Annotated in this window: 21 protein-coding genes and 2 pseudogenes; 12 read left to right on the top strand and 11 right to left on the bottom strand. The window is 73.0% G+C overall.

Features of this window, described 5'->3' with window-relative positions:
* Nucleotides 1-286 precede the first annotated feature (286 nt).
* The 4 genes from AB0M29_RS34210 (at nucleotide 287) to AB0M29_RS34195 (ending at nucleotide 5,878) form a co-directional block, all read left to right on the top strand.
* On the top strand, nucleotides 287-2,110 hold the full coding sequence (locus AB0M29_RS34210; RefSeq protein WP_365389995.1) for a serine/threonine-protein kinase: 1,824 nt from the start codon (nucleotides 287-289) through the stop codon (nucleotides 2,108-2,110).
* A 152-nt stretch (nucleotides 2,111-2,262) separates the two neighbouring features.
* A complete protein-coding gene (locus tag AB0M29_RS34205; RefSeq protein ID WP_365390006.1) occupies nucleotides 2,263-3,126 on the top strand; it encodes an arpA protein in 864 nt (287 codons plus the stop codon).
* Between the two features lie 65 nt (nucleotides 3,127-3,191).
* On the top strand, nucleotides 3,192-4,037 hold the full coding sequence (locus AB0M29_RS34200; protein ID WP_365389992.1) for a class I SAM-dependent methyltransferase: 846 nt from the start codon (nucleotides 3,192-3,194) through the stop codon (nucleotides 4,035-4,037).
* Nucleotides 4,034-5,878, top strand: coding sequence for a choline/carnitine O-acyltransferase (locus AB0M29_RS34195; RefSeq protein ID WP_365389990.1), 1,845 nt, complete (start codon nucleotides 4,034-4,036; stop codon nucleotides 5,876-5,878). Before AB0M29_RS34200 ends, AB0M29_RS34195 begins: the two co-directional genes overlap by 4 nt.
* 238 nt (nucleotides 5,879-6,116) lie before the next feature.
* On the opposite strand, the gene AB0M29_RS34190 is transcribed toward AB0M29_RS34195, so the two are convergent.
* From AB0M29_RS34190 to AB0M29_RS34175, 4 genes and pseudogenes are all read right to left on the bottom strand, one after another.
* On the bottom strand, nucleotides 6,117-6,872 hold the full coding sequence (locus AB0M29_RS34190; protein ID WP_365389987.1) for a hypothetical protein: 756 nt from the start codon (nucleotides 6,870-6,872) through the stop codon (nucleotides 6,117-6,119).
* A gap of 334 nt (nucleotides 6,873-7,206) precedes the next feature.
* Nucleotides 7,207-7,611: a nuclear transport factor 2 family protein gene (locus tag AB0M29_RS34185; RefSeq protein ID WP_365389984.1), complete on the bottom strand. Its 405-nt coding sequence runs from the start codon at nucleotides 7,609-7,611 to the stop codon at nucleotides 7,207-7,209.
* Nucleotides 7,612-7,698: 87 nt separating this feature from the next.
* Nucleotides 7,699-8,841: pseudogene (locus tag AB0M29_RS34180) on the bottom strand (ATP-binding SpoIIE family protein phosphatase); the annotation flags it as partial.
* Nucleotides 8,842-9,039: 198 nt separating this feature from the next.
* Nucleotides 9,040-9,489, bottom strand: a pseudogene (locus AB0M29_RS34175) (ATP-binding cassette domain-containing protein); the annotation flags it as partial.
* A gap of 303 nt (nucleotides 9,490-9,792) precedes the next feature.
* Between AB0M29_RS34175 and AB0M29_RS34170 the strand changes: the two are divergent.
* Nucleotides 9,793-11,631, top strand: coding sequence for a discoidin domain-containing protein (locus AB0M29_RS34170; protein ID WP_365389982.1), 1,839 nt, complete (start codon nucleotides 9,793-9,795; stop codon nucleotides 11,629-11,631).
* A gap of 46 nt (nucleotides 11,632-11,677) precedes the next feature.
* Here AB0M29_RS34170 and AB0M29_RS34165 read toward each other — a convergent pair whose 3' ends face one another.
* The gene (locus AB0M29_RS34165; RefSeq protein ID WP_365389980.1) at nucleotides 11,678-12,196 is read right to left on the bottom strand and encodes a hypothetical protein; all 519 of its coding nucleotides are present in this window, start codon (nucleotides 12,194-12,196) and stop codon (nucleotides 11,678-11,680) included.
* Between the two features lie 218 nt (nucleotides 12,197-12,414).
* Between AB0M29_RS34165 and AB0M29_RS34160 the strand changes: the two genes are divergently transcribed.
* Nucleotides 12,415-13,623, top strand: a complete 1,209-nt coding sequence (locus AB0M29_RS34160; protein ID WP_365389977.1) for a S8 family serine peptidase — start codon at nucleotides 12,415-12,417, stop codon at nucleotides 13,621-13,623.
* Nucleotides 13,624-13,713: 90 nt separating this feature from the next.
* Here the strand turns inward: AB0M29_RS34160 and AB0M29_RS34155 are convergent, their stop codons facing one another.
* The 4 genes from AB0M29_RS34155 to AB0M29_RS34140 form a co-directional block, all read right to left on the bottom strand.
* Nucleotides 13,714-14,334 carry a response regulator transcription factor gene (locus AB0M29_RS34155; RefSeq protein WP_365389975.1) on the bottom strand — a complete coding sequence of 207 codons (621 nt, stop codon included), beginning with the start codon at nucleotides 14,332-14,334 and terminating at the stop codon, nucleotides 13,714-13,716.
* Nucleotides 14,331-15,626, bottom strand: a complete 1,296-nt coding sequence (locus tag AB0M29_RS34150; protein WP_365389973.1) for a sensor histidine kinase — start codon at nucleotides 15,624-15,626, stop codon at nucleotides 14,331-14,333. The genes AB0M29_RS34155 and AB0M29_RS34150 overlap by 4 nt, the downstream gene beginning before the upstream one ends.
* Nucleotides 15,584-16,342, bottom strand: coding sequence for an ABC transporter permease (locus AB0M29_RS34145; protein ID WP_365390005.1), 759 nt, complete (start codon nucleotides 16,340-16,342; stop codon nucleotides 15,584-15,586). Before AB0M29_RS34145 ends, AB0M29_RS34150 begins: the two co-directional genes overlap by 43 nt.
* A gap of 113 nt (nucleotides 16,343-16,455) precedes the next feature.
* Complete coding sequence (locus AB0M29_RS34140; protein ID WP_365389971.1) at nucleotides 16,456-17,307, bottom strand: ABC transporter ATP-binding protein; 852 nt, start codon at nucleotides 17,305-17,307, stop codon at nucleotides 16,456-16,458.
* Nucleotides 17,308-17,695: 388 nt separating this feature from the next.
* Between AB0M29_RS34140 and AB0M29_RS34135 the strand changes: the two genes are divergently transcribed.
* From AB0M29_RS34135 to AB0M29_RS34125, 3 genes are all read left to right on the top strand, one after another.
* Nucleotides 17,696-18,193 (top strand): SigE family RNA polymerase sigma factor, encoded by a 498-nt coding sequence (locus tag AB0M29_RS34135; RefSeq protein WP_365389969.1) that lies wholly within the window; start codon nucleotides 17,696-17,698, stop codon nucleotides 18,191-18,193.
* Nucleotides 18,186-18,620, top strand: coding sequence for a hypothetical protein (locus tag AB0M29_RS34130; RefSeq protein WP_365389967.1), 435 nt, complete (start codon nucleotides 18,186-18,188; stop codon nucleotides 18,618-18,620). The genes AB0M29_RS34135 and AB0M29_RS34130 overlap by 8 nt, the downstream gene beginning before the upstream one ends.
* A 103-nt stretch (nucleotides 18,621-18,723) precedes the next feature.
* Nucleotides 18,724-19,953 (top strand): mannosyltransferase family protein, encoded by a 1,230-nt coding sequence (locus tag AB0M29_RS34125; RefSeq protein ID WP_365389965.1) that lies wholly within the window; start codon nucleotides 18,724-18,726, stop codon nucleotides 19,951-19,953.
* 209 nt (nucleotides 19,954-20,162) lie between these two features.
* On the opposite strand, the gene AB0M29_RS34120 is transcribed toward AB0M29_RS34125, so the two are convergent.
* Complete coding sequence (locus AB0M29_RS34120; protein WP_365389963.1) at nucleotides 20,163-20,759, bottom strand: TetR/AcrR family transcriptional regulator; 597 nt, start codon at nucleotides 20,757-20,759, stop codon at nucleotides 20,163-20,165.
* Nucleotides 20,760-20,826: 67 nt separating this feature from the next.
* Between AB0M29_RS34120 and AB0M29_RS34115 the strand changes: the two genes are divergently transcribed.
* Nucleotides 20,827-21,774 carry an NAD(P)-dependent oxidoreductase gene (locus AB0M29_RS34115; protein WP_365389962.1) on the top strand — a complete coding sequence of 316 codons (948 nt, stop codon included), beginning with the start codon at nucleotides 20,827-20,829 and terminating at the stop codon, nucleotides 21,772-21,774.
* A gap of 56 nt (nucleotides 21,775-21,830) precedes the next feature.
* Complete coding sequence (locus AB0M29_RS34110) at nucleotides 21,831-21,959, top strand: hypothetical protein (protein WP_365389961.1); 129 nt, start codon at nucleotides 21,831-21,833, stop codon at nucleotides 21,957-21,959.
* A gap of 13 nt (nucleotides 21,960-21,972) precedes the next feature.
* Here AB0M29_RS34110 and AB0M29_RS34105 read toward each other — a convergent pair whose 3' ends face one another.
* Nucleotides 21,973-22,590, bottom strand: coding sequence for a hypothetical protein (locus AB0M29_RS34105; protein WP_365389959.1), 618 nt, complete (start codon nucleotides 22,588-22,590; stop codon nucleotides 21,973-21,975).
* A 100-nt stretch (nucleotides 22,591-22,690) separates the two neighbouring features.
* Here AB0M29_RS34105 and AB0M29_RS34100 point away from each other — a divergent pair, with 100 nt between their 5' ends.
* Entirely contained in the window at nucleotides 22,691-23,314 is a 624-nt protein-coding gene (locus tag AB0M29_RS34100; RefSeq protein ID WP_365389957.1) for a class I SAM-dependent methyltransferase, read from the top strand.
* Nucleotides 23,315-23,322: the final 8 nt, after the last annotated feature.

The raw sequence follows: 23,322 nt of genomic DNA, 5'->3' as shown, positions 1-23,322 counted from the left end.
GCCCCCACCGGCCGGTGGTCCGAAGACAACGCGTCTGCCCCATTGGGGCCGGTGGTGACCTGCAGCCCGTCGAGGGCTGGTCGCGCAGTTCCCCGCGCCCCTAACGGGGCACTACCGGTGCCTGGCCCACCGCAAGCGCAGCGCAGTTCCCCGCGCCCCTTCGGGGCGAAGGCCCACCGCAAGGGCAGCGCGGCACACCGCGCCCGGGGGGCTACCGGTACCTGGGCCTCCGCAAGCGCGGCGCGGACCTTCTACGATGACCCGCATGAACCCTGGGGGCCCACAGATGCGTCTGATCGATGGCCGTTTCGAGCTGCTCGAACGGCTTGGCGGCGGCGGCATGGGCCTGGTGTGGCGAGCCCGCGACAACGCCCTCGACCGCGAGGTCGCGCTGAAGGAGGTCCGCCCGCCGGACCCGGCGGTCGCGGAAGCCGACCCGCTCGGCGCACAGCAGATGCGCGAACGCGTCCTGCGCGAAGCGCGGGCCCTCGCCCGGCTGCAGCACCCGCACGTCGTGATCATCCACCACATCGTGGACACCCCCGAACACCCGTATCCCTGGCTGGTGATGGAGCTGGTCGGCGGCGGCAGCCTGGTGGACCGGCTGGCCCGCGGCCCGCTCGGTGTACCGGAGGCGGCCAGGATCGGCCGCGGCGTGCTGAGCGCCCTGCGGGCCGCGCACGCGGCGGGGATCCAGCACCGCGACGTGAAGCCGGGCAACGTCCTGCTGCGCACCGACGGCACCCCGGTGCTCACCGACTTCGGCATCGCCGCGCTGCACGACGCGACCGCACTCACCGCCACGGGCGCGCTGATCGGCTCCCCCGAGTACATGGCACCCGAGCGGATCCGCGGCGAGGAGGGCAATCCGTCCTCCGACCTGTGGTCGCTCGGGATGATGCTGTACGTCGGCCTGGAGGGCCAGCACCCCCTGCGGCGGGCGACCACGCTGGCCACACTGGCCGCGGTGCTCGACGAGCCGCTGCCGCCGCCGACGCGGTCCGGGCCGCTCGGTCCCGTGCTGGCGGCGGTGCTCGCCAAGAACCCGGCGGCGCGGCCGGACGCGGAGGCGCTCGACCGGGCGCTGGCCGCCGCGGAGCACGCGGGGGAGTACGGAGGGGACACCCCGCCGCCCGCCTCCGCGTACGCGCCGCCCGCCGAGACCCCCTCGCCTGCCTCGCCGTACGCGCCGCCCGCGGGCCTGTCCACCCCCCGGCCGTCCGTCTCGCCGTACGGCGCCCCCGCGGGCCATCCCGGCCACCCCTCGGGCCAGCACTCGGGTCAGCACCTCGGCCCGAACTCCGGCCAGCACTCCCAGCCGTCCTTCGGGGCGCCGATGTACCCGATGGACCGCCCGCCGGGCGCACCGGCCGGATGGATGCCGCCCGCCGGAAGCCACCCCGGGCACCCCGGGCCCCACACGGGCACGTCCGCACCCGCCGCCCGCCGAAGACGCGCCGTGGTGGCCGCGCTGTCCGCCTCGGGCGTGGTGCTGGCCGGGGTCCTCGCCTGGACGCTGGCTCCCAAGGGCGGCAGCGGCGACGACGGGCAGAACAGCGGCCTCGGCTCGGGCCACACCCCGACGACGTCCGCCTCGGCCCCCACGGCGACGACCCCCGGCTCCCTCGTCCCCACCGACCGGACGCCGTCCGCCGCGGCCGCCCCGACCACCAACCTGCTCACCCCCGACGGCGTCCGCCGTACCGTCGCCGCGATCAAGCCGTACACCCACGACGGCAAGATCAAGGAACTGGTCGTCTACCCCGGCTACGCGAGCGCCGAGGCGCCGACCCCGGCGGACCAGAAGCTGTACGACGACATCGAGTACCGCGACGGCCAGACCACCCACTCGCCGGGCGGCACGATGGAGTCCGACGACACCACGGTGAGCCTGTCCTCCTACGACTGGAACGTCATCCCGGCCCTGCTCGCCAAGGCCCAGAAAACCCTCAACGTCCCCCACCCCACCTCGCGTTACCTGATCATCGGCCCCGACCTCTTCGACGGCACCCCCACCATCCGCGTCTACCTCTCCGACGCCTACGGCAGCGGCTACCTCTCCGCCACCACCAAGGGCGTCGTCCGCGACACCTTCCCCCGCGGCTCCTAGGCCCTGCCCGGGGCTCTCCGCCGGGGGTCCGTGGCCGAAACAGTGTGTCGTGTCACAGACAACAGGACACGCGCTGTGGGAACTTCAACTGTGTTACTCGCCAGTGAAGTTACCGAGGTTCTGACGATTTTCCCGTGCGTGGAGAGGATCGGCTGAGCGCTGTGGAAGCCCTGACACCCGACCAGGTGGTCGACACCGACCGGTATCCCCTGGCGGACCCCGACAGCCCCGAGGCACAGGCCGTCGTCGACCGCGCCCGGCGGGAGCTGGCGGAGGTCGGCTGCACGGTGCTGCCGGACTTCGTCCGGCCGTCGCTGCGGGGGACGCTGCGGGAGGAGTGCGCGGGGTTCGCCCCGCTGGCGCACTTCGACGTCGAGACCGTCAACGTCTACAACATCGCGCTGGACGCGGACCTGCCCGAGGACCACCCCGGACGCAGGACGTTCGAGCGGGGCAACGCGTTCGTGGCGCGGGACCGTATCCCCGCGGGCTCGCTGATCAGCGTCCTGTACTCCGACCCCGCCTTCCAGCGCTTCGTGGCCCGCTGCTTCGACCTGCCGCGCCTGCACGAACTGGCCGATCCCCTCTCCGGCCTGGTGCTCAACGTGGTCGAGCCGGGCCGCGAGCACCCCTGGCACTTCGACACCAACGAGTTCACCGTCAGCATGCTGACGCAAGACGCCGAGGGCGGCGGGGAGTTCGAGTACTGCCCCAACATCCGGTCGGCGCGCGACGAGCACATCGACGACGTGCGCGCCGTACTGGACGGGCAGGGCGGCCGGTTGACCCGACGGCTGCCGCTGCGCCCCGGCGATCTGCAGCTGTTCAGGGGGCGTTACTCGCTGCACCGGGTGAGCCCGGTGCGCGGCGCCACCGCCCGCCACTCGGCGATCTTCGCGTACAGCGAGCGGCCCGGCGTCATCGGCAGTGTGTCCCGTACGCGGCAGCTCTTCGGCCGGGTGCTGCCCGCCCACCTCGCGGCCGAGACCGTACGCGGCGACGCGCTGCTCGACTAGGTCGACAGGGCCCGTCCCGGCCGTCCCCCAGGGCCCGCCCATCCGCCAACGGAGGAGCACACCCCGTGCGTTTCGACCCGACCGGCAAGGTCACGCTCGACCACCTCTACACCCAGCCCGACCCGCGCACGTACTTCGGCGAGCTGCGCCAACTCGAGTACTGCGTCCCCCAGCAGGCCAAGCCCTACTTCGAGAAGCTCATCAAGGAGTACCGCGAGTCCCAGCACATCGAGGTGCCGACCGTGGTCGACGTCGGCTGCTCCTACGGGATCAACGGCGCGCTGCTCAAGTGCGACGCGACGATGGACGAGCTGTACGACCACTACGCCCGGCCCGGCGTGCCCCGCGCCGACTTACTCGCCCTGGACCGGGAGTTCACCCGGTCGCGGCGCCCCGCGCAGACCATCCGCTGCGTCGGCCTGGACATCTCCGACAGCGCCCTGTCGTACGGTCTCGCCGCCGGATTCCTCGACGACGCCGTGCACGCCGACCTGGAGCGCCACGAGCCGACCGCACGGCAGGCCGCCCAACTCGCCGGGGCCGACCTGGTGATCTCCACCGGCTGCCTCGGCTATGTCACCGAGGCCACGCTCACCCGGGTCGTCCAGGCACAGGGCGGCCGACGGCCGTGGATGGCGCACACCGTGCTGCGGATGTTCCCCTTCGACAAGGTGGAGCGCGCGCTGGACGCGCTCGGCTACCGGACCGAGCGCGTCGAGGGCGAGTTCAGGCAGCGGCGGTTCGCGTCGCCGAAGGAGCAGGCCCTCGTTCTTGACACCATGTCGGCCGATGGGGTGGATACCCGGGGCCTGGAGGCGGAAGGCTGGCTCTACGCACAGCTGTACCTCTCCCGGCCGTCCGGCCAGGAGCCGACCGCAGGTTCCCACGACCCGAATCGAGAGCAGAAGTGAACCCTAGTCAGGGATCCGCCGCCACGCGGACGTTCGCGCACGAGGACGAGCTGCCCCGGGTGCCGCTGCCCACCCTGGAGGCCAGCTGCGAGCGGTTACTCGCCTGGTGCGCACCCCTGCTCCAGCCGGACGAACTCGCCGCCACCGAGGCCGAGGTGACCGCCTTCCTGCGGCCCGACGGCCCCGGCCGGGTGCTGCACGCGGCACTGGAGGAGTACAACGCCACCGAGGGCGTGCACAGTTGGCTCGACACCTTCTGGCCGTACCGCTACCTCGGCCGCCGCGACCGGATCGCGCTCAACGCCAACTTCATCTTCCTGTTCAGGGATTCGGACGAGCCGCAGGTGGAGCGGGCCGCCGGGCTGATCGCCGGAGCCGTCCACTACAAGCGGCAGCTCGACCAGGAACTCGTGCCGCCGGTCGTGCAGCGCGGGCGCCCGCAGACGATGGAGCAGAACAAGTACCTCTTCTCCACCACCCGGATCCCCGGCGCGGAACAGGACACCGTCCGCGCCCCGTACAGCGAGCAGTGGCCGGGGCCGTCCGACGCGCGGCACATCGTGGTCTTCCACCGCGGCGTCATGTTCCGGATGGACGTCCTGGGCCCGGACGGGGTGCCGTACAGCCTCGACGACCTGGAGGCCGGGCTGCGGGCGGTCATGAAGACCGCCGCCGAGACGGCCGCGGCCGACGCCGTACCCGAACAGGTCGGCCACCTCACCACCATGGCTCGCGCGGAGTGGGCCGCGGCCCGCACCTCCCTGCTGGCCTGCGACCCCGGCAACGCCGCCGCCCTCGACACCGTCGAGACCGCGCTGTTCTGCGTCTGCCTGGACGAGACGGCGGGTGGTTCCCCCGGTGCCGGGGGCGACAACACCCAGCAGACCTGCGACCAGTTGCTGTACGGCGACGGCGGCAGCCGCTGGTACGACAAGGCCGTCTCGCTGATCGTCTTCGGCGACGGCCGCGCGGGCATCAACGTGGAGCACTGCGGTCTCGACGGCACCACGATCCTCAGCTTCGTCGACGCGCTGCTGTCCACGCCCGCCGCCGAGCAGTCCCGGCTGTCCGGCGCCCGCACCCAGGGCCGGCCCGCGGCGGCGCCCGTCACCTTCACCCTGGACGACGCGCTACGGGCCACCGTGCGCTCCGCGGCCCAGGCGTACGCCGACTACAGCGCCGCCACCGCGACCGAGACCGTCGCCTTCGACGACTTCGGCGCCGACACCGCCAAGGCGCTGGGCGTCTCCCCCGACGCCTTCGTCCAGGCCGCCTACCAACTCGCCCACCAGCGCGCCAAGGGGCACCTGGGCGCCACCTACGAGTCGATCGCCACCCGGCAGTGGCGGCGCGGGCGCACCGAGGCGATGCGGGTCGTCACCCCGGAAATGGTCGCCTTCGTGGCCGCCATGGAGGACCCGGACGCCGACGCCGCCACCCGCCGCGCCGCACTGCGCGCCGCCGCCGCCCAGCACGTGGCCCGCGCCAAGGAGTGCCAGGCCGGCGAGGCGCCCGAGCAGCACCTGTGGGAACTCGAGCTGATCCAGCGCCGCCGCGGTGCCGAACTCGGCATCACCGAACAGCCCGCCCTCTACCGCACCCCCGGCTGGCTGACCATGCGCGACGACTACCTCAGCACCAGCTCCGCCCCCTCCGCCAACATCCAGTACTTCGGCTTCGGCTCCACCAGCAGCCGCTGCATCGGCGTCGCCTACGTCCTCCTCCCCGACCGCTTCAACCTCTACCTCAGCACCCCCCGCCCCGTCGCCGCCCCCATGCGCACCTTCGCCGCGCGCCTCCGCGAGGCGGTGACCGAACTCCGAGCGCTGCTCGCCCCCTAGCCCCGCGGAAGACCTCGCCCCGATAGGGGCGCGGGGAAGCCCGCCGCGCTTGCGGAAGTCGTGCCCCGACAGGGGCGCGGGGAACTGCGCGACCAGCCCCCACCGGGCCGGTGGTCCGAAGACAACGCGTCTGCCCCATTGGGGCCGGTGGTGACCTGCAGCCAGGTCATGGGCTGAGCGCGCAGTTCCCCGCGCCCCTTCGGGGCACTACGGTGCCTGGCCCGTGGCGGAAGCCGCCCTATCCGTGGTGTCCGCCGCGGGCACCGCACAGCGGCGTCGCCAGCCCGACCGGACTGTGCAGCCCCGCAACGGGGACGGTGGTCTGCGGACCGCCGTCCCCCGGCACCGCCACCACCCGGTCGTTACCGAAGTCGGCGATGTAGAGGTCACCCGCGGCGTCGACGGCCAGCCCCTGCGGACTGTTGAGGCCCACGGTCGGCACGGTGCGCTGCGGACCGCCGTGCGCGGGCACCTTGACCACGCTGTTGGTGCCCGTACTGGAGATGTACAGGGCCCCGGCGCGGTCGAAGGCCAGCCCGGCGGGCTGCGACAGTCCGCTGACCGGCAGCGTCGTCTGCGGGCCGCCGCCCGCGGGCAGTTCCACCACGCGGTCGTTGATGAAGTCGGCGACGAACAGGTCGCCCGCGGCGTCGAACGCCAGCCCGTCGGGGTGCGACAGCCCGGTGAGCGGGACCGTGGTCTGGGGGCCGCCGTCAGCGGGGACCTCCACGACCCGGTCGTTGAAGCTGTCGGAGATGAACAGGTTCCCGGCCGCGTCCAGAGCCGTCGCCACCGGCCGGTTCAGATCGGTGGCGGCCACAACGACCTGCGGCCCGCCGTCGGCCGGAATCTCCACCACCCGGTTGTTCCCGGTGTCGCACACATACAGGTCCCCGGCACCGTCCAGCGTCACACCGGTCGGCCGGGTCAGTCCGTCGGCCGCGACCGTACCCCCGGGCGCCCTCAGCACCACCCCGTCCACGTAGTCGGACACATACAACGCCCCCGCCGCCCGCCCTTCCGTCCCCCCGGCAACCGCCACTGGCCCCACCGCCAGCACCCCAGCCGCACACACCACCACAAACACGGCCCGCGCCCCGAAAGAGGCAAACCCCACACATCCGCTCATCCCCCGACCCTACGAACCCACCCCACCCGCACCCCTCCACCACGCCCCACCCCCCACGACCCACCGCCCGTACGGCTCACGCCCAGGTCAAGCAGCCGCCGGGAATTCGCCCGGCGGGAACCCGGTGCCCCATGGCTGCTGGCGATGGCAGAAGCAGCCCGGCGCTGGGTCGTTCACCGCAGGGCGTGACGGGCAGGCATCAGGCTTCGGCGATCGTCCGGCCCGGCATCGGCTCCGCGAGTGCGGCGCGCCCGGTCGGCGCGGTGAAGGGGGCGGTGAAGTACTGCGTCTCGTGCACCACGTGCCGGTCGGCGAATTCCATGATGCTCACCGAGTAGGACGGCACGCCGTCGTAGGTGATGAGGCATTCGCTCACCCACAGATTGGCGTGCCCGGTGATGCGTTGGAGGGTGAAGTGGCGCTCGGCCGGGTGCCCGCCGCGTTGCGCGGCGATCGTCGCGCGGCCGCGGAAGCGCTCGCCCGACTGCGGGTAGTCCAGGATCGCGTCCAGGGCGTAGATGGCGTGCTCGGCTTCGGTGTCCGCGCGTTCCGAGGCGCGCCAGTGCTCCTCGATCGCGACCCGGGTCCGGGAGTCAGCATCCATGGCACCGCCCTTCCGTGGCGGTGTCAGCGTAGGCACTGGGGGCGCCCCGGACCGGGAGGACTGGCCGGACGGGGTGTCAGCCCGGTGTCAGCCCATCGCCCCCGGCGAGGGAATGCGTTGTTCGACCCAGATGATCTTGCCGTCGGGGGTGTAGCGGGTGCCCCAGGATTCGGCGAACTGGGCGACGAGGAAGAGGCCGCGGCCGCCCTCGTCGGTGGTGGCGGCGTAGCGGAGGTGGGGGGAGGTGCTGCTGCTGTCGGCGACCTCGCAGATGAGGTGGCGGTCGCGCAGGAGGCGGACGGTGATGGGGCCGGTGGCGTGGCGGATGGCGTTGGTGATCAGTTCGCTGAGGACGAGTTCGGTGGTGAAGGCGAGGTCGTCCAGGCCCCAGGCGGTGAGGCGGTGGCCGGCCTCCGCGCGGACCTCGGCGACGGCGGCGGGGTCGTTGGGCACCTCCCAGCGGGCGATCCGGTCGTCGGGCAGCGCGCGGGTGCGGGCGACGAGCAGGGCGATGTCGTCCTTGTGGTCCTCGGCCAGCAGCGCGTCGAGTACGGCGGCGCAGGTCTGCTCGGGCGTACGGCCGGGCCCCGCGAGGGACGCGCACAGCAGGTCGAGCCCGACGTCGATGTCGCGGGTACGGTCCTCCACCAGGCCGTCGGTGTAGAGCACCAGGCGGCTGCCCTCGGGCAGTTGGCGCTCCACCGCCTCGAAGGGCAGACCGCCCAGGCCCAGCGGCGGACCGGCCGGCACGTCCAGCAGTTCCACGACACCGTCGGGGTGGACGAGCGCGGGTGGCAGATGCCCGGCCCGGGCGAGCTGGCAGCAGCGCGAGACCGGGTCGTAGATCGCGTACAGGCAGGTCGCTCCCGCTATCGGCGCGGCGGCGCCCGGCGCGGCCTCGTCCTTGTCGATCCGGCCGACCAGGTCGTCGAGGTGCGCGAGCAGGTCGTCGGGCGGCAGGTCGAGCATCGAGAAGTTGTAGACGGCCGTACGCAGCCTGCCCATGGTGGCGGCGGCGTGCATGCCGTGCCCGACGATGTCGCCGACGACGAGGGCGACACGGGCGCCCGCGAGCGGGATGACGTCGAACCAGTCGCCGCCCACCCCGCCCTGCGCCGGGAGGTAGCGGTAGGCGACGTCGAGCGCGTTCTGGTCGGGCAGTCCGTGCGGCAGCAGGCTCTGCTGGAGGGTGACGGACATGGTGTGGTCGCCGGTGATGGCCGAGTCGATCTGCTCCTGGGTGGTGTACTTCGTGTCGAAGACACCGCCGTTGCGGCCGACGCGCAGCACCGCCACCCGGTCCGCGACCGCCCGTACCTCCTCCCGCTCATGACTGACCAGCAGCACGCCGATCTGCCGGTCGCGCAGGCTCCGCACCAGGTCGAGGACGAGCGCGACCTGGGAGGCGCCGAGCGCGGCGGTCGGTTCGTCGAGGATCACCAGCTCGGGCTCGCCGATCAGCGCGCGGGCGATGGCGACGCCCTGCCGCTGGGCGGCGGAGAGCGCGGCGACGGGCACGCTCAGGCTCTCGATGTGCACGGAGAGGGAGTCGAGCAGCGCCCGGGCCCGCTGCTCCATCCCCACCTCGTCGAGCATGCCGAACCTGCGCAGCTCGCGGCCGAGGAAGAGGTTGTCGATGGTGTCGAGGTTGTCGCACAGCGACAGGTCCTGGTGGGCGGTGGCGATCCCGAGGCGCTGGGCGTCCTGCGGCCGGTTCAGGCCGACGGGGCGGCCCTTCCACTCGATGATGCCGAAGTCCGGCTGTGCCACCCCGGCGATCGTCTTGACCAGGGTGGACTTGCCCGCGCCGTTGCTCCCGACGAGGCCGACCACCTCTCCCCTGCCGATCTGCAGGTCGACGTCCGCGAGCGCCTGCACGGCACCGAACCGCTTGGAGATTCCGCGCACGGTCAGCAGAGGGGTGACTCCCACGCTCACCACCTCCTGCCCCCGGCCGGCCCGGCCCTCCGTCAGAGTTTGCCCGGCTGATCGCCTCGCCGCACCGTGAACGGCGGACCGGGGTGATCCGGTTGCGCGCGGGGTCACGCGGACGGCCGCACGCGCCCCACGCGCCCCCGAAACCAGTCCTTTCTCTTGACAGGCACCGGGCAAGGCCCGACGCTCCTGAGAGCGCTCTCTCACTCTCTTCCCCCCCACCCCTCAGCAGGAGAAGGAGCACGCATGTCGATCATGGGCAAGCGCTTGCGGCCCCCACGCCGCCGCCGACCCTATGGACGGTTCGCCATCGGTCTCGTGTCGATCACCGCGATGGCGGCGGTCGGCCTGGCGGGCTCGCCCGCCGCATCGGCCCAGCCCAGGGCCTCCGTAAACGCTTCCGGAACCACCACGAAAGCCGCGGCCCAGCCCGCCGCCGCCCAGCCCGCCGCCGTCCCCGCGCCCCCCGCGGGCTTCAGCACCACCTGGAGCGACGACTTCAGCGGCGCCGCGAACACCGGTCTCGACACCGGCACCTGGCGGTACGACGCCGGCCCCGGCAGCAGCTTCGGCACCGGTGAGATCGAGACCACGACCACCAGCACCTCCAACGTCTACCAGGACGGCAACGGCCACCTGGTCCTGAAGGCCCTGCACTCCGGCACCGACCCCGGCTCCGGCTGGACCTCGGGCCGGGTCGAGACGCAGGCGGACGGCTTCGGCGCGCAGCCCGGCGGCGTGGTGCGGATGCAGGCGTCCATCCAGCAGCCGAACGTGACCACGGCGAACGGCGCCGGATACTGGCCCGCGTTCTGGATGCTGGGCGCCCCGCTGCGGATCGGCGTCCCCTGGCCGGGCTCCGGCGAGGTGGACATCCTGGAGGACATCAACGGCCGCAGCTCGGTCTTCGGCACGCTGCACTGCGGGGTCGGCTCCGGCGGCCCGTGCAACGAGACCAGCGGCATCGGCAGTGGTGAGCGGGCGTGCGGCGGCTGCCAGACCGGCTACCACACCTACGCCGTCGAGCTGGACCGCTCGACCTCGCCCGAGCAGATCCGCTGGTACCTGGACGGGGCGAACTACTTCACCCTCAACTCCAACCAGGTCGACGCCGCCACCTGGTCCAACGCCGTCGACCACAGCTTCTTCATCATCTTCGACCTGGCCATCGGCGGCGGCTTCCCCAACGCCTTCGGCGGCGGCCCCAACGCCGCCACCGTCTCGGGCGGCCAGCTCAACGTCGACTACGTGGCCGTCTACAACAAGCCGCCCGCGGGCACGTCCGGCACCGACATCGCGCTCGGCAAGCCCACCACCTCCTCCTCGGTGGAGAGCGCGCAGTTCCCGGCGTCGAACGCCACCGACGGCGACATCACCACCCGCTGGTCGAGCGCCTTCTCCGACCCGCAGTGGCTCCAGGTCGACCTGGGCCAGTCGTACGACCTCACGCACGCGACGCTCACCTGGGAGGCGGCCACCGCATCGGCCTACCAGCTACAGACGTCCAGCGACGGCTCGACCTGGACGACGGTCTACTCCAACAGCAACAGCCCCCAGGACATCCAGGACACCGCGCTGTCCGGCACCGGCCGCTACGTACGGGTCTACGCGACCGGCAGAGCCTCGCAGTGGGGCGACTCGCTGTACGAGCTGGCGCTGTACGGCACGCCCTCGTCCGGCGGCCCCGGTCCCGGCCAGCCCACCCTGCTGTCGCAGGGGAAGACGGCGACCGCGTCGTCCACCGAGAACGGCAGCTTCACCGCGCCCAACGCGGTCGACGGCAACACCGGCACCCGCTGGTCGAGCGCCTTCTCCGACCCCCAGTGGCTCCAGGTCGACCTGGGCGCCAGCCACACCATCAGCCAGGTGGTGCTGAACTGGGAGACCGCGTACGGCAAGGCGTTCCAGATCCAGACGTCCGCCGACGGCACCAACTGGACCACCGTCTACTCCACGACGACCGGCACCGGGGGCACCCAGACCCTCAACGTCACCGGCACCGGCCGCTATGTGCGGATGTACGGCACCGCGCGCTCCACCCAGTACGGCTACTCGCTCTGGGAGTTCCAGGTCTTCGGCACCTGACAGAGCCGCGGGCCGGCTGAGAAGGACCGGGGGAGTCGTCGCGCGGTCAGCGCGGCGGCTCCCCTGCCGCGTCCGGCGCCGATGCGGCCATCGCCCGTACGGTCTCCCGCAGGTCGCGCAGGGCGTCGGCCGGTGCGCCGATGCCGTTGATCCGGCGGCGGGCGGCCGCGGTGCGGGCGTCGGGGCGCGAGGAGAAGGCCAGGCTGAGCGCCTCGTGGATCATCCATTCGTGGTACTGGAACAGCCGTGCCGCCGCCTGGCCCAGCTCGGCCGGCTCACCGTCGAGCGGCAGGTGCTGCAGCCGTACGGTCAGCCGGTGGTAGACCATCAGCTGCTCGCCGCCGGTCCTGGCGACCAGCTCGCCGACCGGCCCCGGCTCGCCGCACGCGGCCACCACCAGGTCGGACGGGGTCTGCGCGGCCACCGCGTCGTCCAGGATCGCCTCCAGCGCGCGGAGCTGGAGCAGCCGCGCGCGGGGGTCGGGGCGGCCGCGGCGCGGCAGCCGGTGCAGCAGGGCGTGTGCGACGCGGCGCGGCAGCGGCAGCGGCACCACAGGTTTCCGCATGGTTCCTCCTGGGCCGACCTCTCCAGTGTGCCCCGCCTCGGCCCTGCCGCCGCCAATCGGCTGACGTGCGTTTTCCGGGCGGTGTGTCGCACGGAGACGACTGCATGATCGTCCGACGGTATGACCGCCCGTGTCTGCGCCGCCGCGCCATCGCACCACCGTGCCGCGTGAGTGAGGGCGTACCGCAGACCCCGCTGTCCCACTCCGTGGAGTCGTCCATGCGTCTGCTCACCCGCGGCATCACCGCCGCCGTCCTGCTGGTCACCTCGATGACGGCCATCCCGTCGACCTCGGGCTCCGCCCATGCCTCGCCCGCGCCCTCCCCCGGGCCGACCCGCGCCACCCCGGCCCCGCTGTACCGCTCCGCGCGGGCGGTGCCCGGCGAGTACATCGTCACCGTGCAGCGCAACCTCGACCCCGCCGCGATGGTGAAGAGATTCGGCGTCAAACCGCTCTTCACGTACACCAAGGTCATGCGCGGCTTCGCGGCGCAGCTCAACGCCGCACAGCTGGAGATGGTGCGCGGGACCGCGGGCATCCAGGCGGTCGAGCAGAACGCCACCGTCGCCGCGGACGACCTCGGCGGCGGCCGCACCCCGCGCGAGGTGGCCGCCTCGTGGGGCCTGGACCGGATCGACCAGCGCGCGCTGCCGCTCGACCACCAGTTCACCACGGTCGGCAAGGGCCAGGGCACGACCGCGTACATCCTCGACACCGGCATCGACTACTCGCACAGCCAGTTCGGCGGCCGTGCGGTCTTCGGCTTCGACGCCATCGGCGACGGCAGGAACGGCCAGGACTGCCAGGGCCACGGCACCCATGTGGCCGGTACGGTCGGCGGCGCCACCTACGGCGTCGCGCCGCAAACCACGCTGGTCAGCGTCCGCGTGCTGGGCTGTGACGGCTCGGGCTCCTGGGCGGGCGTCGTCGCCGGATTCGACTGGGTCGCCAACAACGCCAAGCAGCCCGCCGTCCTGAACGCCTCGCTCGGCGGCTCCTACTCCCCGGTGGTCAACCAGGCCGCGACCGCGCTGTCCGACTCCGGCGTGCTGCCGGTGGTCGCGGCGGGCAACAGCTCCGCCGACGCCTGCAACTACTCCCCGGCGAGCGCCGAGAACGTCACCGCGGTCGGCGCGACCGACCAGAGCGACAGCCAGACGAGCTTCAGCAACTTCGGCCAGTGCGTGTCGCTGTACGCCCCCGGCAAGGGGATCGTCTCCGCCAAGCTCGGCGGCGGCAGCATCGCCATGGACGGCACCTCGATGGCCAGCCCGCACGTGGCCGGTGTCGCCCTCCTCTACAAGGCCCAGCACCCCACGGCCAGTTCGACCGAGGTCAACAACTGGCTGGACACCGTGGCCACCCAGAACACCCTGAAGGTCACCCAGGGCTCCCCCAACCGCCTGCTGTTCACCGACGGCCTCTGACCGTCCCTCGATCCTTCCGGTGGCGTCGCGCGGCCCGGCCGCGCGGCGCCACCGGTATGTCCGGGCCGTTCGTGATCCGCCGGACAGGGACTAGAGCAGCCCGTGCCGCATCGCGCTGGTGACCGCCGCGGTGCGGTCGGCGACCCCCAACTTGGCGAAGGCGCGCAGGAGATGGGTCTTCACGGTCGACTCGCCGATGAACAGGCGGCGGCCGATCTCGGCGTTGGTGCAGCCCTCGGCGACCAGCCGCAGGACCGCGGTCTCCCGCTCCGACAGCCGCGGGCGTTCGGGGCGGGCCCGGAGCTGGTCGACCAGACGGGCGGCGACCGAGGGGGCGAGGACCGTCTCGCCGCGGGCGGCGGCGCGTACGGCGTCGGCGAGTTCGGCGCGGGCGACGTCCTTGAGGAGATAGCCCGCGGCGCCCGCCTCGACCGCCCGCAGGATGTCGCCGTCGGTCTCGTAGGTGGTCAGCACGATGACCCGGCAGGGCAGGCCCGCGGCCGTCATCCGGACGATGGACTCGACGCCGCCGCCGTCGGGCATCCGCAGATCCATCAGGACGATGTCGGGCAGCAGCGCGGCGCTCAGCTCCTCCGCCTGCGGGCCGCTGGACGCCTGGCCGACGACGTCGAGATCGGGTTCGGCGCTGAGCATGGCCGCCAGGCCCTCCCGTACGACGGGGTGGTCGTCGGCGAGCAGGACGCGGATCATGGGGCGCTCCTCGTGGCGGCGGGGCGGGCGTCGAGCGGCAACCGTACGGTGACGGCGGTGCCCTTGCCCGGTGTGCTCTCCACGCACGCCGTCCCGCCCATCTCGGCGGCGCGGGCCCGCAGTCCGCGCAGGCCGAAGCCGCGGCCGCCGGACGCGGGGGAGCTGCCGGGGGAGTCGGGGTCGAAGCCGCGGCCGGTGTCCCGTACCGACAGCAGCAGCGCGTCGGGGGAGTAGCCGAGGCCCAGGGTGACGGCCGCGTCGGGGCCCGCGTGGCGGCGGGCGTTGGCCAGCGCCTCCTGGCAGGAGCGCAGTACGACCACCTCCAGGGCGGCGGGCAGGCCGCGTACCGTGCCGGTGACCGCGACTTCGGCCGGGACGCCGGTCTGTTCCGCGTGCCGGGCCGCGAGCCGCCTTACCGCGTCGGGCAGCGAGCTGCCGTCGAGGTCGGCGGGGGCGCCGCCGGCCACCAGCGCGCGGGCCTCGGCGAGGTTCTCGCGGGCGGTACGGGCCATCAGCGCCAGATGCCCGCGGGCCTTCGCCGGATCGGCCTCGACCTCGGCCTCCACCACCTGGGTGAGCATGAGCAGGCTGGTGAAGCCCTGGGCGAGGGTGTCGTGGATCTCCCGGGAGAAGCGTTCCCGCTCGGCCAGCGCGCCGCGCTCCACCGACAGCTGGGCCACCTCCTCCCGGCTGGCCTCCAACTCGGCGACCAGCGTGGCGCGTTCCTCGCTCTGCGCGATGATCTGGATCACCCAGCTGCCGATCACCGCGGAGAAGGCCAGCGTCACCACCGCGAAGACCGAGTTGTAGTAGAGGTCGTGGGCGTCGGGCCGCCAGACCAGGGCCCAGCCCGCGACGGGCACGATGTTGATGACGGCGATGGTGATCAGCGCCTGCCGCATCCGCAGCAGCATGAAGCACTGCGGCACCAGCGCGAAGGTGGCCAGCCGGGTCTCGCCGACCAGGATCGCGGGCGGCAGGAACAGCACCACGAGCCCGACGACGTACCGCACCGACGGGCCGCAGTTCTCCTCGTAGGCGACCATCAACGGCCGCCCGGCCACCAGGTACCAGGGCACGAGCAGCCCGAACAGCGCCGCCGCGGTGATCCGGACGGTCAGACTCGTCCCCTCGGAGGCCATGGCGAAGAGCACGGTCGCCACCCACACCACCGCGAAGTAGCAGTCCCACGGCAGGAACGAGCGCTCCCACACATGGGGAGCGCGCGCCCCGGCCGCCGCCGAAGCGTTCAGCCGTCGTCGCGGCTCTTCCAGCGGAAGGTCAGCAGACACAGCACCAGTCCTCCGATGCACCAGGCGCCCAGCACCAGGGCGACACGTCCGTACTCCCAGCTCCCCGCCGGTTCCAGGGCGGCGGCGGCCTGCGGCAGGAACACCCCGCGCAGACCCTGGCACAGCCACTTGAGCGGGAAGAACGACCCGACCGTCAGCATCCAGTTGGGCACGGTGTCGATCAGGATGTACACCCCGGAGATGAACTGCAGCACCAGGAAGGGCAGCACGACCACGGACGTGGCACTCTTGCCCGACTTGGGCACGCTGCTGATCGCGATGCCCAGCAGCGCGCAGCCCGTGATCCCCAGCGTGAAGATCCAGCCGAAGGTCAGCCAGCCGGAGACGGTCGAGGGCAGGTCGACACCGTAGAGGCTGGTCCCGAAGGCCAGCAGCAGCGCCGTCTCCAGCACCCCGGTGACCAGCACCAGCCAGATCTTGCCGAGGAAGTACGCGGCCGGTGGCATCGGTGTGCCGCGCAGCCGCCGCAGCACGTGCTCGTCGCGCTCGATCGCGATGGAGATGCCCAGCGACTGGAAGCTGGTGGACATGATGCCCGCCGCGATCATCGACGCCACGTAGTACTGGGAGGCCGTGGAGCCGGTGTTCTGCATGTCGTCGGAGAAGATCGAGGCGAAGAGGAAGAGGAACACGATCGGGAAGGCGAAGGTGAAGATGACCTGCTCGCGCTGGCGGAAGAAGAGCTTGATCTCCATCGCGCCGCGCACGAGCCCGAGGCTCCAGGCCCCCGGCAGCCGGCCGGGCGCGGTGGCCGCACTGCTCCTCGCGGCCTTCGGTGCCTTCGTCGCCTGCGTACGCGTACCGGACATCACATGTCCTCCTGTCCGATGAGCCGCAGATAGACGTCCTCAAGGGTGGGCCGGGTGACCCGCAGTTCCGGTATCTCGCCGTCGAAGCGGCGGCTCAGCTCGGCCACGGCCCGGGTCGGGGTGTCGGTCTCCTCGCTGCGCGCGGTGCCGTCGGGCTCCGCCCAGTGCACGGTGGCGCGGGCCGCCGCGCGCCCGGCCAGCGAGGCGGGTTCGCCCAGCGCGACCACCTTGCCGCCGGTGATCACCGCCAGCCGGTCGGTGAGCGCCTCGGCCTCCTCCAGGTAGTGCGTGGTGAGGATGATCGTGGTGCCCTCGTCGGCCAGGCTGCGGATCAGCGCCCAGAACTGCCGCCGCGCGGCCGGGTCGAAGCCGGTCGTCGGCTCGTCGAGCAGCAGCAGGTCGGGGCGGCCGATCACGCCGAGCGCCACGTCGAGCCGCCGCCGCTGCCCGCCGGACAGCGCCTTGGTCCTGCTGCCCGCCTTCGCGTCCAAGCCCACCAGCGCGATGACCTCGTCCGGGTCGCGCGGCCGCGGGTAGTAGCGCGCGAAGTGCCGGACGGTCTCGGCGACCGTCAGTTCGGCCGCGGCGGACTCGTCCTGCCACACGATGCCGACCCGGGACTGCCAGTCCCGGCCCGCCTTGTCCGGGTCCTCCCCCAGCACCGACACGTCGCCGCCGTCGCGTCTGCGGTGCCCCTGGAGGATCTCGACCGTCGTACTCTTGCCCGCCCCATTGGGCCCCAGGATCCCGAAGACCTCGCCCTGCGAGATGTCCAGATCCAACCCGTCCACCGCGGTGACCTCGCCATACCGCTTGCGAAGCCCCCGCACCCGTACCGCCTCAGTAGTCATACCCTCAGATTCCCCCGCCCCCCCGCCCCTACGTAATCGCCCATGCGGCCCCCTTTACGTCCACCGATCGACGTACAGCCCCGTTAGGGGCGCGGGGAACTGCGCGACCAGCCGTCGCGCTCCTGCAGGTCACCACCGGCCCCAATGGGGCAGACGCGTGGTCTCCCGACCACCGGCCCGGTGGGGGCTGGGCGCGCAGTTCCCCGCGCCCCTTCGGGGCACTCCGGTGTAACCGGCGACGCAGCGCGAGCGCACCTTCCCCGCGCCCCTATCGGGGCTAGGTCCTCCGCGCGGGACAGGGTGACGGAGGTCACGCGGCGTCGGTGTCGACCGAATGCCGTCCCGGGGGCGTATGGAGGGGGAGACCAGCGGATCCGGGGAGCGGTAGTTGACCGTCGAGGAGTTCGAAGAGTTCTACGCGCAGACGGTCGGCCGGCTGACCGGCCAGCTCTACGTGATGCTCGGCGACCAGCAAGAGGCACAGGACGTGGTGCAGGAGGCGTTCGTACGGGGCTGGGGCCGCCGGAGGCAACTGCAGCGCGACGGGCAGCCGGAGGCATGGATCCGTACGGTCGCCTGGCGGCTGGCGGTGAGCCGCTGGCGGGTACGGCGCCGCACGGCTGACGCGTGGCGCCGCACCGACGTGCCCGCGTACGCGGACGGCCCCGGCCCGGAATCCGTCGCCCTGGTGGCGGCACTGCGCGGACTGCCGCCCAAGCAGCGCCGAACCATGGCGCTGCACTACGTCTGCGACCTCACCGTCGAGCAGATCGCGGCCGAGGTCGGCCTCTCCGCGAGCACGGTGAAGACCCACCTGGCCAGGGGCCGCTCCGCACTCGCCCACCGTCTGCACGATCCGCGCATTGAGGAGGCCCCCGGTGCCTGAAACCGACGACCGGCTGCGGGCGCTGTTCAAGGAGGCCGCGGCCACCGGGCAGTCCCGCGCCCGTCCGGCGTCCGCCGCCATCATCAGCGGCCGGGGGGCGCGGGCGCGGCGCACCCGGGTCGCCGCGCGGGCCGCCGCGGCCTGTGTGGTCCTGGCCGGTACGGGTGCGGCGGCCGCGCTGCTGCTGGCGGGCGGTGGCTCCGGTGACACCGCCCCCGCCACCCCGCCGCACTCCTCCGCCACCACCGACGCCCCCCGCCGCACCTTCCCGCCGACACCGGCCAGTACGACGCCGGGCAGCACGTCGCTCGGCGGCACCTCGCTGGGCAGCACGAACCTGAACGGCACGCCCCCGGGCGGCAGGAGCCCCGACACCCCCACCTCGACCGCCACCACCTCGGTCCCGACGTATCCGCCGCCCACCTGATCCGTCCGCTCCTCCGATCCCTTCCCGTACGCACCCCCGGCCGCCTCCCGGCGCGCCACCGGGGCGGTCCCGTACGCCCTGACGCACCCCGAGAGGTATCGCGATGACCGCTTCTTCCACCCGGTCGCGGGCCGACACGCGCACCCGGCCGGTGCGGGTCGTGGCCGCGGGCCGGGCGGCGCGGGGCGGCGTGCGGCTGCCGCTCGGGCCCGCCGACCGGGAGGTGCTGTGGCTGTACGTGTGCACGCGGGCCGGGCTGTGGGTCACCGCGTACTGCGCCCGCTGGCTGTTCACCACCGACGACGGCAGCCACAAGGCCGGGTCCGTACTGTCCTCGTGGCAGCAGTGGGACTGGGCCTTCTACCAACGGATAGCCCAGCACGGCTACTTCCCCGGCGCGACCGGCCCCTGGACCGCGGGCTGGGACAACCGCGAGGCGTTCCTGCCCGGCTTCCCCCTGGTCCTGCGCGCCGTCCACACCGTGGTCCGGAACTGGACCGCCGCGGGCCTGCTGATCTCCTTCGCCGCGGGCGCGGTGGCGGTCCTGGCCCTGGCCCGTATCGCCCGCCTGGAACCAGCTGAGCCGGGTGAGCCGGACGGTTCGGCCCCGGGGCGGCGGGCCGCGCTCGTCTTCCTCCTGTCGCCCTGCGCGGTCTTCCTCGCGGCGGGCTACACCGAGGCGCTCTTCCTCGCGCTGGCGCTCCCCGCGTGGCTGGCCGCCCGCCGCGGGCAGTGGGCGCGGGCCGGGCTGCTGACCTGCCTGGCCAGTGCGGTCCGGGTCAACGGGCTCTTCCTCGCCGTGGCCGTGGCGCTGCACTTCCTCACCACCTCCCGGCGGTGGCGCTCCGCGCCCTGGCTCGCCCTTCCCGCCGCGGCGCCGCTGCTCTACAGCTGGTACCTGCACGCGCACACCGGGGACTGGATGGCGTGGAAGCACGCCGAGAATCGCGGTTGGTACCGCGACTTCCACTCGCCGTGGTCCGCCTGGCACCACACCTGGACCGCGGCCTTCGGCCACACCCAGAACACCGGCTACGCCCTCGAGTTCCAGGCGGAGCTCCTCGCCATGGTCCTCGGGCTCGCCCTCCTCGTCCTCCTCCTCGCCCGCCGCCGCCTCCCCGAGGCCGCCTACCTCGCCCTCACCCTCTGGGCCCTCGGCACCTCCTACTGGTACATGTCCGTCCCCCGCTCCACCCTCCTCTGGTGGCCCCTCTTCACCACCACCCCCCTCCGGGCACGCCACCCCCACCTCCGCACCCTGTCCCTGTGCCTCGCCGCACCCCTGACAACGGTGTTCGCCCTCACCTTCTTGTCAGGCCACTGGGCCGGATAACCCGAGCCCCGCAGGGGCGCGGGGAACTGCGCGACCAGCCGTCGCGTGGCTGCACGTCACCACCGGCCCCAATGGGGCAGACGCGTTGTCTCCCGACCACCGGCCCGGTGGGGGCGGGCCGCGCAGTTCCCCGCGCCCCTCCGGGGCACGTCCGGCACCTGGCCCACCGCAAGCGCAGCGCGCTTCCCCGCGCCCCTACGGGGCACGTCTTACGCAAGGGCGGCCCACTCCGCGTCCAGGAAGGGGCCGAGCTCGCGGTCCACCGCGACCAGGGGCGCGGTGGAGTGGTGGGCGCGGGAGAGAACGAGGGCGCCCTCGATGGCGCTGATCATGAGGGTGGCGAGAGCGGCCGCGCGGGACGGGGGAAAGCCGAGGGCGACGAGAGCCGCGGCAACGGACGAGGCCCAGCGGCCGAAGGCCGCCGCCGCGGCGGCCCGCACGGACTCGGTGGAGTCGGAACAGTCCACGGTGGCGGCAGCCACAGGGCAGCCGCCACCGAAGCCGACGGCCTCGAACTCGTCGGTCCACTGCCGCACCATCGCGGCGAACAGCAGACTCGGCGACGGCTCGGCAAGCTCAGCCAGGTAGCGAGTGGCCCGCTTCCCGGCGTACCGCCCGGCCCATTCGACGGCCTCGCCGACCAACTGCTCCTTGCCGCCGGGAAAGTAGTGCTGGAGCGAGCCACGCGGCGCCCCCGCGTGCGCGGCGACCTCCCGCATCCCGGTCGCCGTGACCCCGTCACGCCGAATGAGCTGGGCCGCGCTGAAGACCATCCGCTCGCGCGGACCCCGCACCGATTCCGCCATCACGCCTCTCCTCACGCTCACCCTCACCGGCGCCCGCCTATGACAGCGGTCATAATCACCGGCTACTATGACCACTGTCATAGACAGTACGGCCAAGGCGGCGGTGGTGACGGTGGACGGACCGGAAGCGGGTCCCCTGGGATTCCTGGGCCTGGGCGTGATGGGCCGGCCGATGGCGCTGCGCCTCGCGCGGGCCGGTACGCCACTGGCCGTCTGGAACCGGACCCCCGCCCGCGCCGAACCGCTGCGCGCGGCGGGCGCCACCGTGGCCGCCGACCCGGCCGAGGTCTTCGCCGCCGCCCGTACCGTCATCCTGATGCTCGCCGACGGCGACGCGATGGACGCCGTACTGCGCCGCGGCACCCCGGACTTCGCCGCGTACGTCGCCGGGCACACTGTCGTCCACATGGGCACGACCTCGCCCGGCTACTCCCGCGCCCTGGAGGCCGAGGTCCGCGCGGCGGGCGGCGCCTATGTCGAGGCGCCGGTCTCCGGCTCCCGCAAGCCCGCCGAGGCCGGTGAGTTGGTGGCGATGCTGGCCGGGGAGGCCGCGGACGTGGCGGCGGTACGGCCGCTCCTGGCGCCGATGTGCCGCGAGTCCTTCGTCTGCGGGAAGGCCGCGCCCGAGGCGCTGCTGATGAAGCTCGCGGTGAACCTGTTCCTCATCACCATGGTCACCGGCCTCACCGAGGCGTTCCACTTCGCCGACCGGCAGGGCCTGGACCGCGAGCAGTTCCTCGCCGTCCTCGACGCGGGCCCGATGGCCAGCGGCGTGTCCCGGATGAAGTCCCCCAAGCTGCGCGACCGCGACTTCGCCGTCCAGGCCGCCGCGTTCGACGTCCTCAAGAACAACCAACTGGTCGCCGACGCGGCCCGCGCCGCCGGGCTCGCCTCCCCGCTGCTGGACGTCTGCCACGCCCTGTTCAGCGAGACCGTCGCCCTGGGCCACGGCCACGCCGACATGGTCGCCGTACTCCACGCCCTGGAAGCCCGTACCGGCCCGAGCACGCCGTAGCGCCTGCGGGATACTCCACTGCGACCGACCGCGTCCCAGGAGCCCAGGAGTGGCGCATGGACCTGCTCACCTACGGTTTCAGCGGCGCCGTAGCCCTTCTGCTCATCGCCGGATCCCTCCTGCGGCTCACCCGGCGCCCCGCCGCCTACCTGCACTGGCGCGGCCTGCGGGGAAGCCGGAGCTGAACCCGACCTGCCCTTACGGCAGATCGTCGCGGCGGGAGAGCGGGACGCGCAGGGTGGGGTGGAGGTGGGCGGTGGTGGCGTGGGCGAGGCCGAAGCGGGCGCGGCGCAGGGTGGGGGCGTGGCGGGCGATCAGGTCGAGGTCGCGGAGCTGGCGCCGTAGTTCCTCGGCGACGATCTCGTCGGGGTCGTCCGCGAAGCCGTCGGCCGCCGCCGAACCGTAGGCGGCGCGGTGGGCGGCCTCGACGGCGCGCCCGCCGGCGCGGACGGCGAAGTCGGCGCAGCCGTGCAGATACGCCTCGGCGGCGTGCAGGACCGCGGCGGCCGCCGGCTCGTCGGCGTCGTCGGGCCCGCCGTCCCCCCGGTTGTGGAAGTAGTCGCTGAGGTAGTGCGCCCCCAGGCCCCGCTTGACGGTGTCGAAAGCGGCCCCCTGCCCGAGCGCGCCGTCCCATACGGCGTCCAGCAGCGGCCGCAGCCCGACGGTGTACTCCCGCCGCGCCGCGGCGGGCAGTGCCTCGTGGGCCTGGTGGAGCCGCTCGGCCACCCCGGCCGCGAACACCGCCCGCTCACCCTCCGAGGCGGCGGCCAGCCGCCCGTTCACCGTGGCGTCCAGGTCCTTCCACACGTGCATCACGCCCCACATTCTGGCCGATCGGCGCCGCCCAGCACGGTTCGACGAGCCGCTCACGAGCCGCCCCGGTGGGAGAATGAGGAGGAGTCCCCGGGAGGCTGTGATGGGTTTCTACGGTGAGCAGGTCGTCCCACGAGTCATCAATGTGGCGTGCGGGATGAAGGAGGCCAGGCCCCTGCGGGAGCGGGTGTGCGAGGGCCTGTCGGGCAGGGTGCTGGAGATCGGCTTCGGGTCGGGGCTGAACCTGCCGTACTACCCGCCCGCGGTCACCCGCGTCGACGCGGTCGAACCCTCCGACGTCGGCTGGAAGCTCGCCGGGAAGCGGCTCGCGGCAGCCGCCGTACGAGTGGAGCGCTCGGGTCTCGACGGCCAGGTGCTGCCGTTCCCCGACGACACCTTCGACGCCGCGGTGTCCACCTGGACGCTGTGCACGATCCCCGACGGGATCGCCGCGCTGCGGGAGGTGCGGCGGGTGCTCAGGCCCGGCGCGAAGCTGCACTATGTCGAGCACGGCCTGGCCCCGGCGGCCGACGAGAAGATCAGGAACCGGCAGCGCCGGTTCGACCCGATGCAGCAGCGGCTCTTCGGCGGCTGCCACCTCACCCGCGAGATCACGGTGATGCTCACGGCAGCGGGCTTCACCCTCGACGAGATCGACGTCTTCTACGAGAAGGGCGCGCCCAAGATGATGGGCGCCGACACCCTCGGCACGGCGATCGCACCGTAGAACCCGGA

It is taken from the genome of Streptomyces sp. NPDC051976 (assembly GCF_040680795.1).
GTDB lineage: Bacteria > Actinomycetota > Actinomycetes > Streptomycetales > Streptomycetaceae > Actinacidiphila.
The sequence above is the reverse complement of the archived record's forward strand: the minus strand, read 5'-3'. Positions and strand labels throughout refer to the sequence as shown.

Bases quoted from the DNA above. Each gene is read 5' to 3' on its own strand.
- AB0M29_RS34210 (WP_365389995.1), top strand. From the start codon at position 287: ATGCGTCTGATCGATGGCCGTTTCGAGCTGCTCGAACGGCTTGGCGGC.
- AB0M29_RS34185 (WP_365389984.1), bottom strand. From the start codon at position 7,611: ATGGATGCTGACTCCCGGACCCGGGTCGCGATCGAGGAGCACTGGCGC.
- AB0M29_RS34170 (WP_365389982.1), top strand. From the start codon at position 9,793: ATGTCGATCATGGGCAAGCGCTTGCGGCCCCCACGCCGCCGCCGACCC.
- AB0M29_RS34165 (WP_365389980.1), bottom strand. From the start codon at position 12,196: ATGCGGAAACCTGTGGTGCCGCTGCCGCTGCCGCGCCGCGTCGCACAC.
- AB0M29_RS34160 (WP_365389977.1), top strand. From the start codon at position 12,415: ATGCGTCTGCTCACCCGCGGCATCACCGCCGCCGTCCTGCTGGTCACC.
- AB0M29_RS34155 (WP_365389975.1), bottom strand. From the start codon at position 14,334: ATGATCCGCGTCCTGCTCGCCGACGACCACCCCGTCGTACGGGAGGGC.
- AB0M29_RS34145 (WP_365390005.1), bottom strand. From the start codon at position 16,342: ATGGAGATCAAGCTCTTCTTCCGCCAGCGCGAGCAGGTCATCTTCACC.
- AB0M29_RS34140 (WP_365389971.1), bottom strand. From the start codon at position 17,307: ATGACTACTGAGGCGGTACGGGTGCGGGGGCTTCGCAAGCGGTATGGC.
- AB0M29_RS34125 (WP_365389965.1), top strand. From the start codon at position 18,724: ATGACCGCTTCTTCCACCCGGTCGCGGGCCGACACGCGCACCCGGCCG.
- AB0M29_RS34120 (WP_365389963.1), bottom strand. From the start codon at position 20,759: ATGGCGGAATCGGTGCGGGGTCCGCGCGAGCGGATGGTCTTCAGCGCG.
- AB0M29_RS34115 (WP_365389962.1), top strand. From the start codon at position 20,827: ATGACCACTGTCATAGACAGTACGGCCAAGGCGGCGGTGGTGACGGTG.
- AB0M29_RS34110 (WP_365389961.1), top strand. From the start codon at position 21,831: ATGGACCTGCTCACCTACGGTTTCAGCGGCGCCGTAGCCCTTCTGCTC.
- AB0M29_RS34100 (WP_365389957.1), top strand. From the start codon at position 22,691: ATGGGTTTCTACGGTGAGCAGGTCGTCCCACGAGTCATCAATGTGGCG.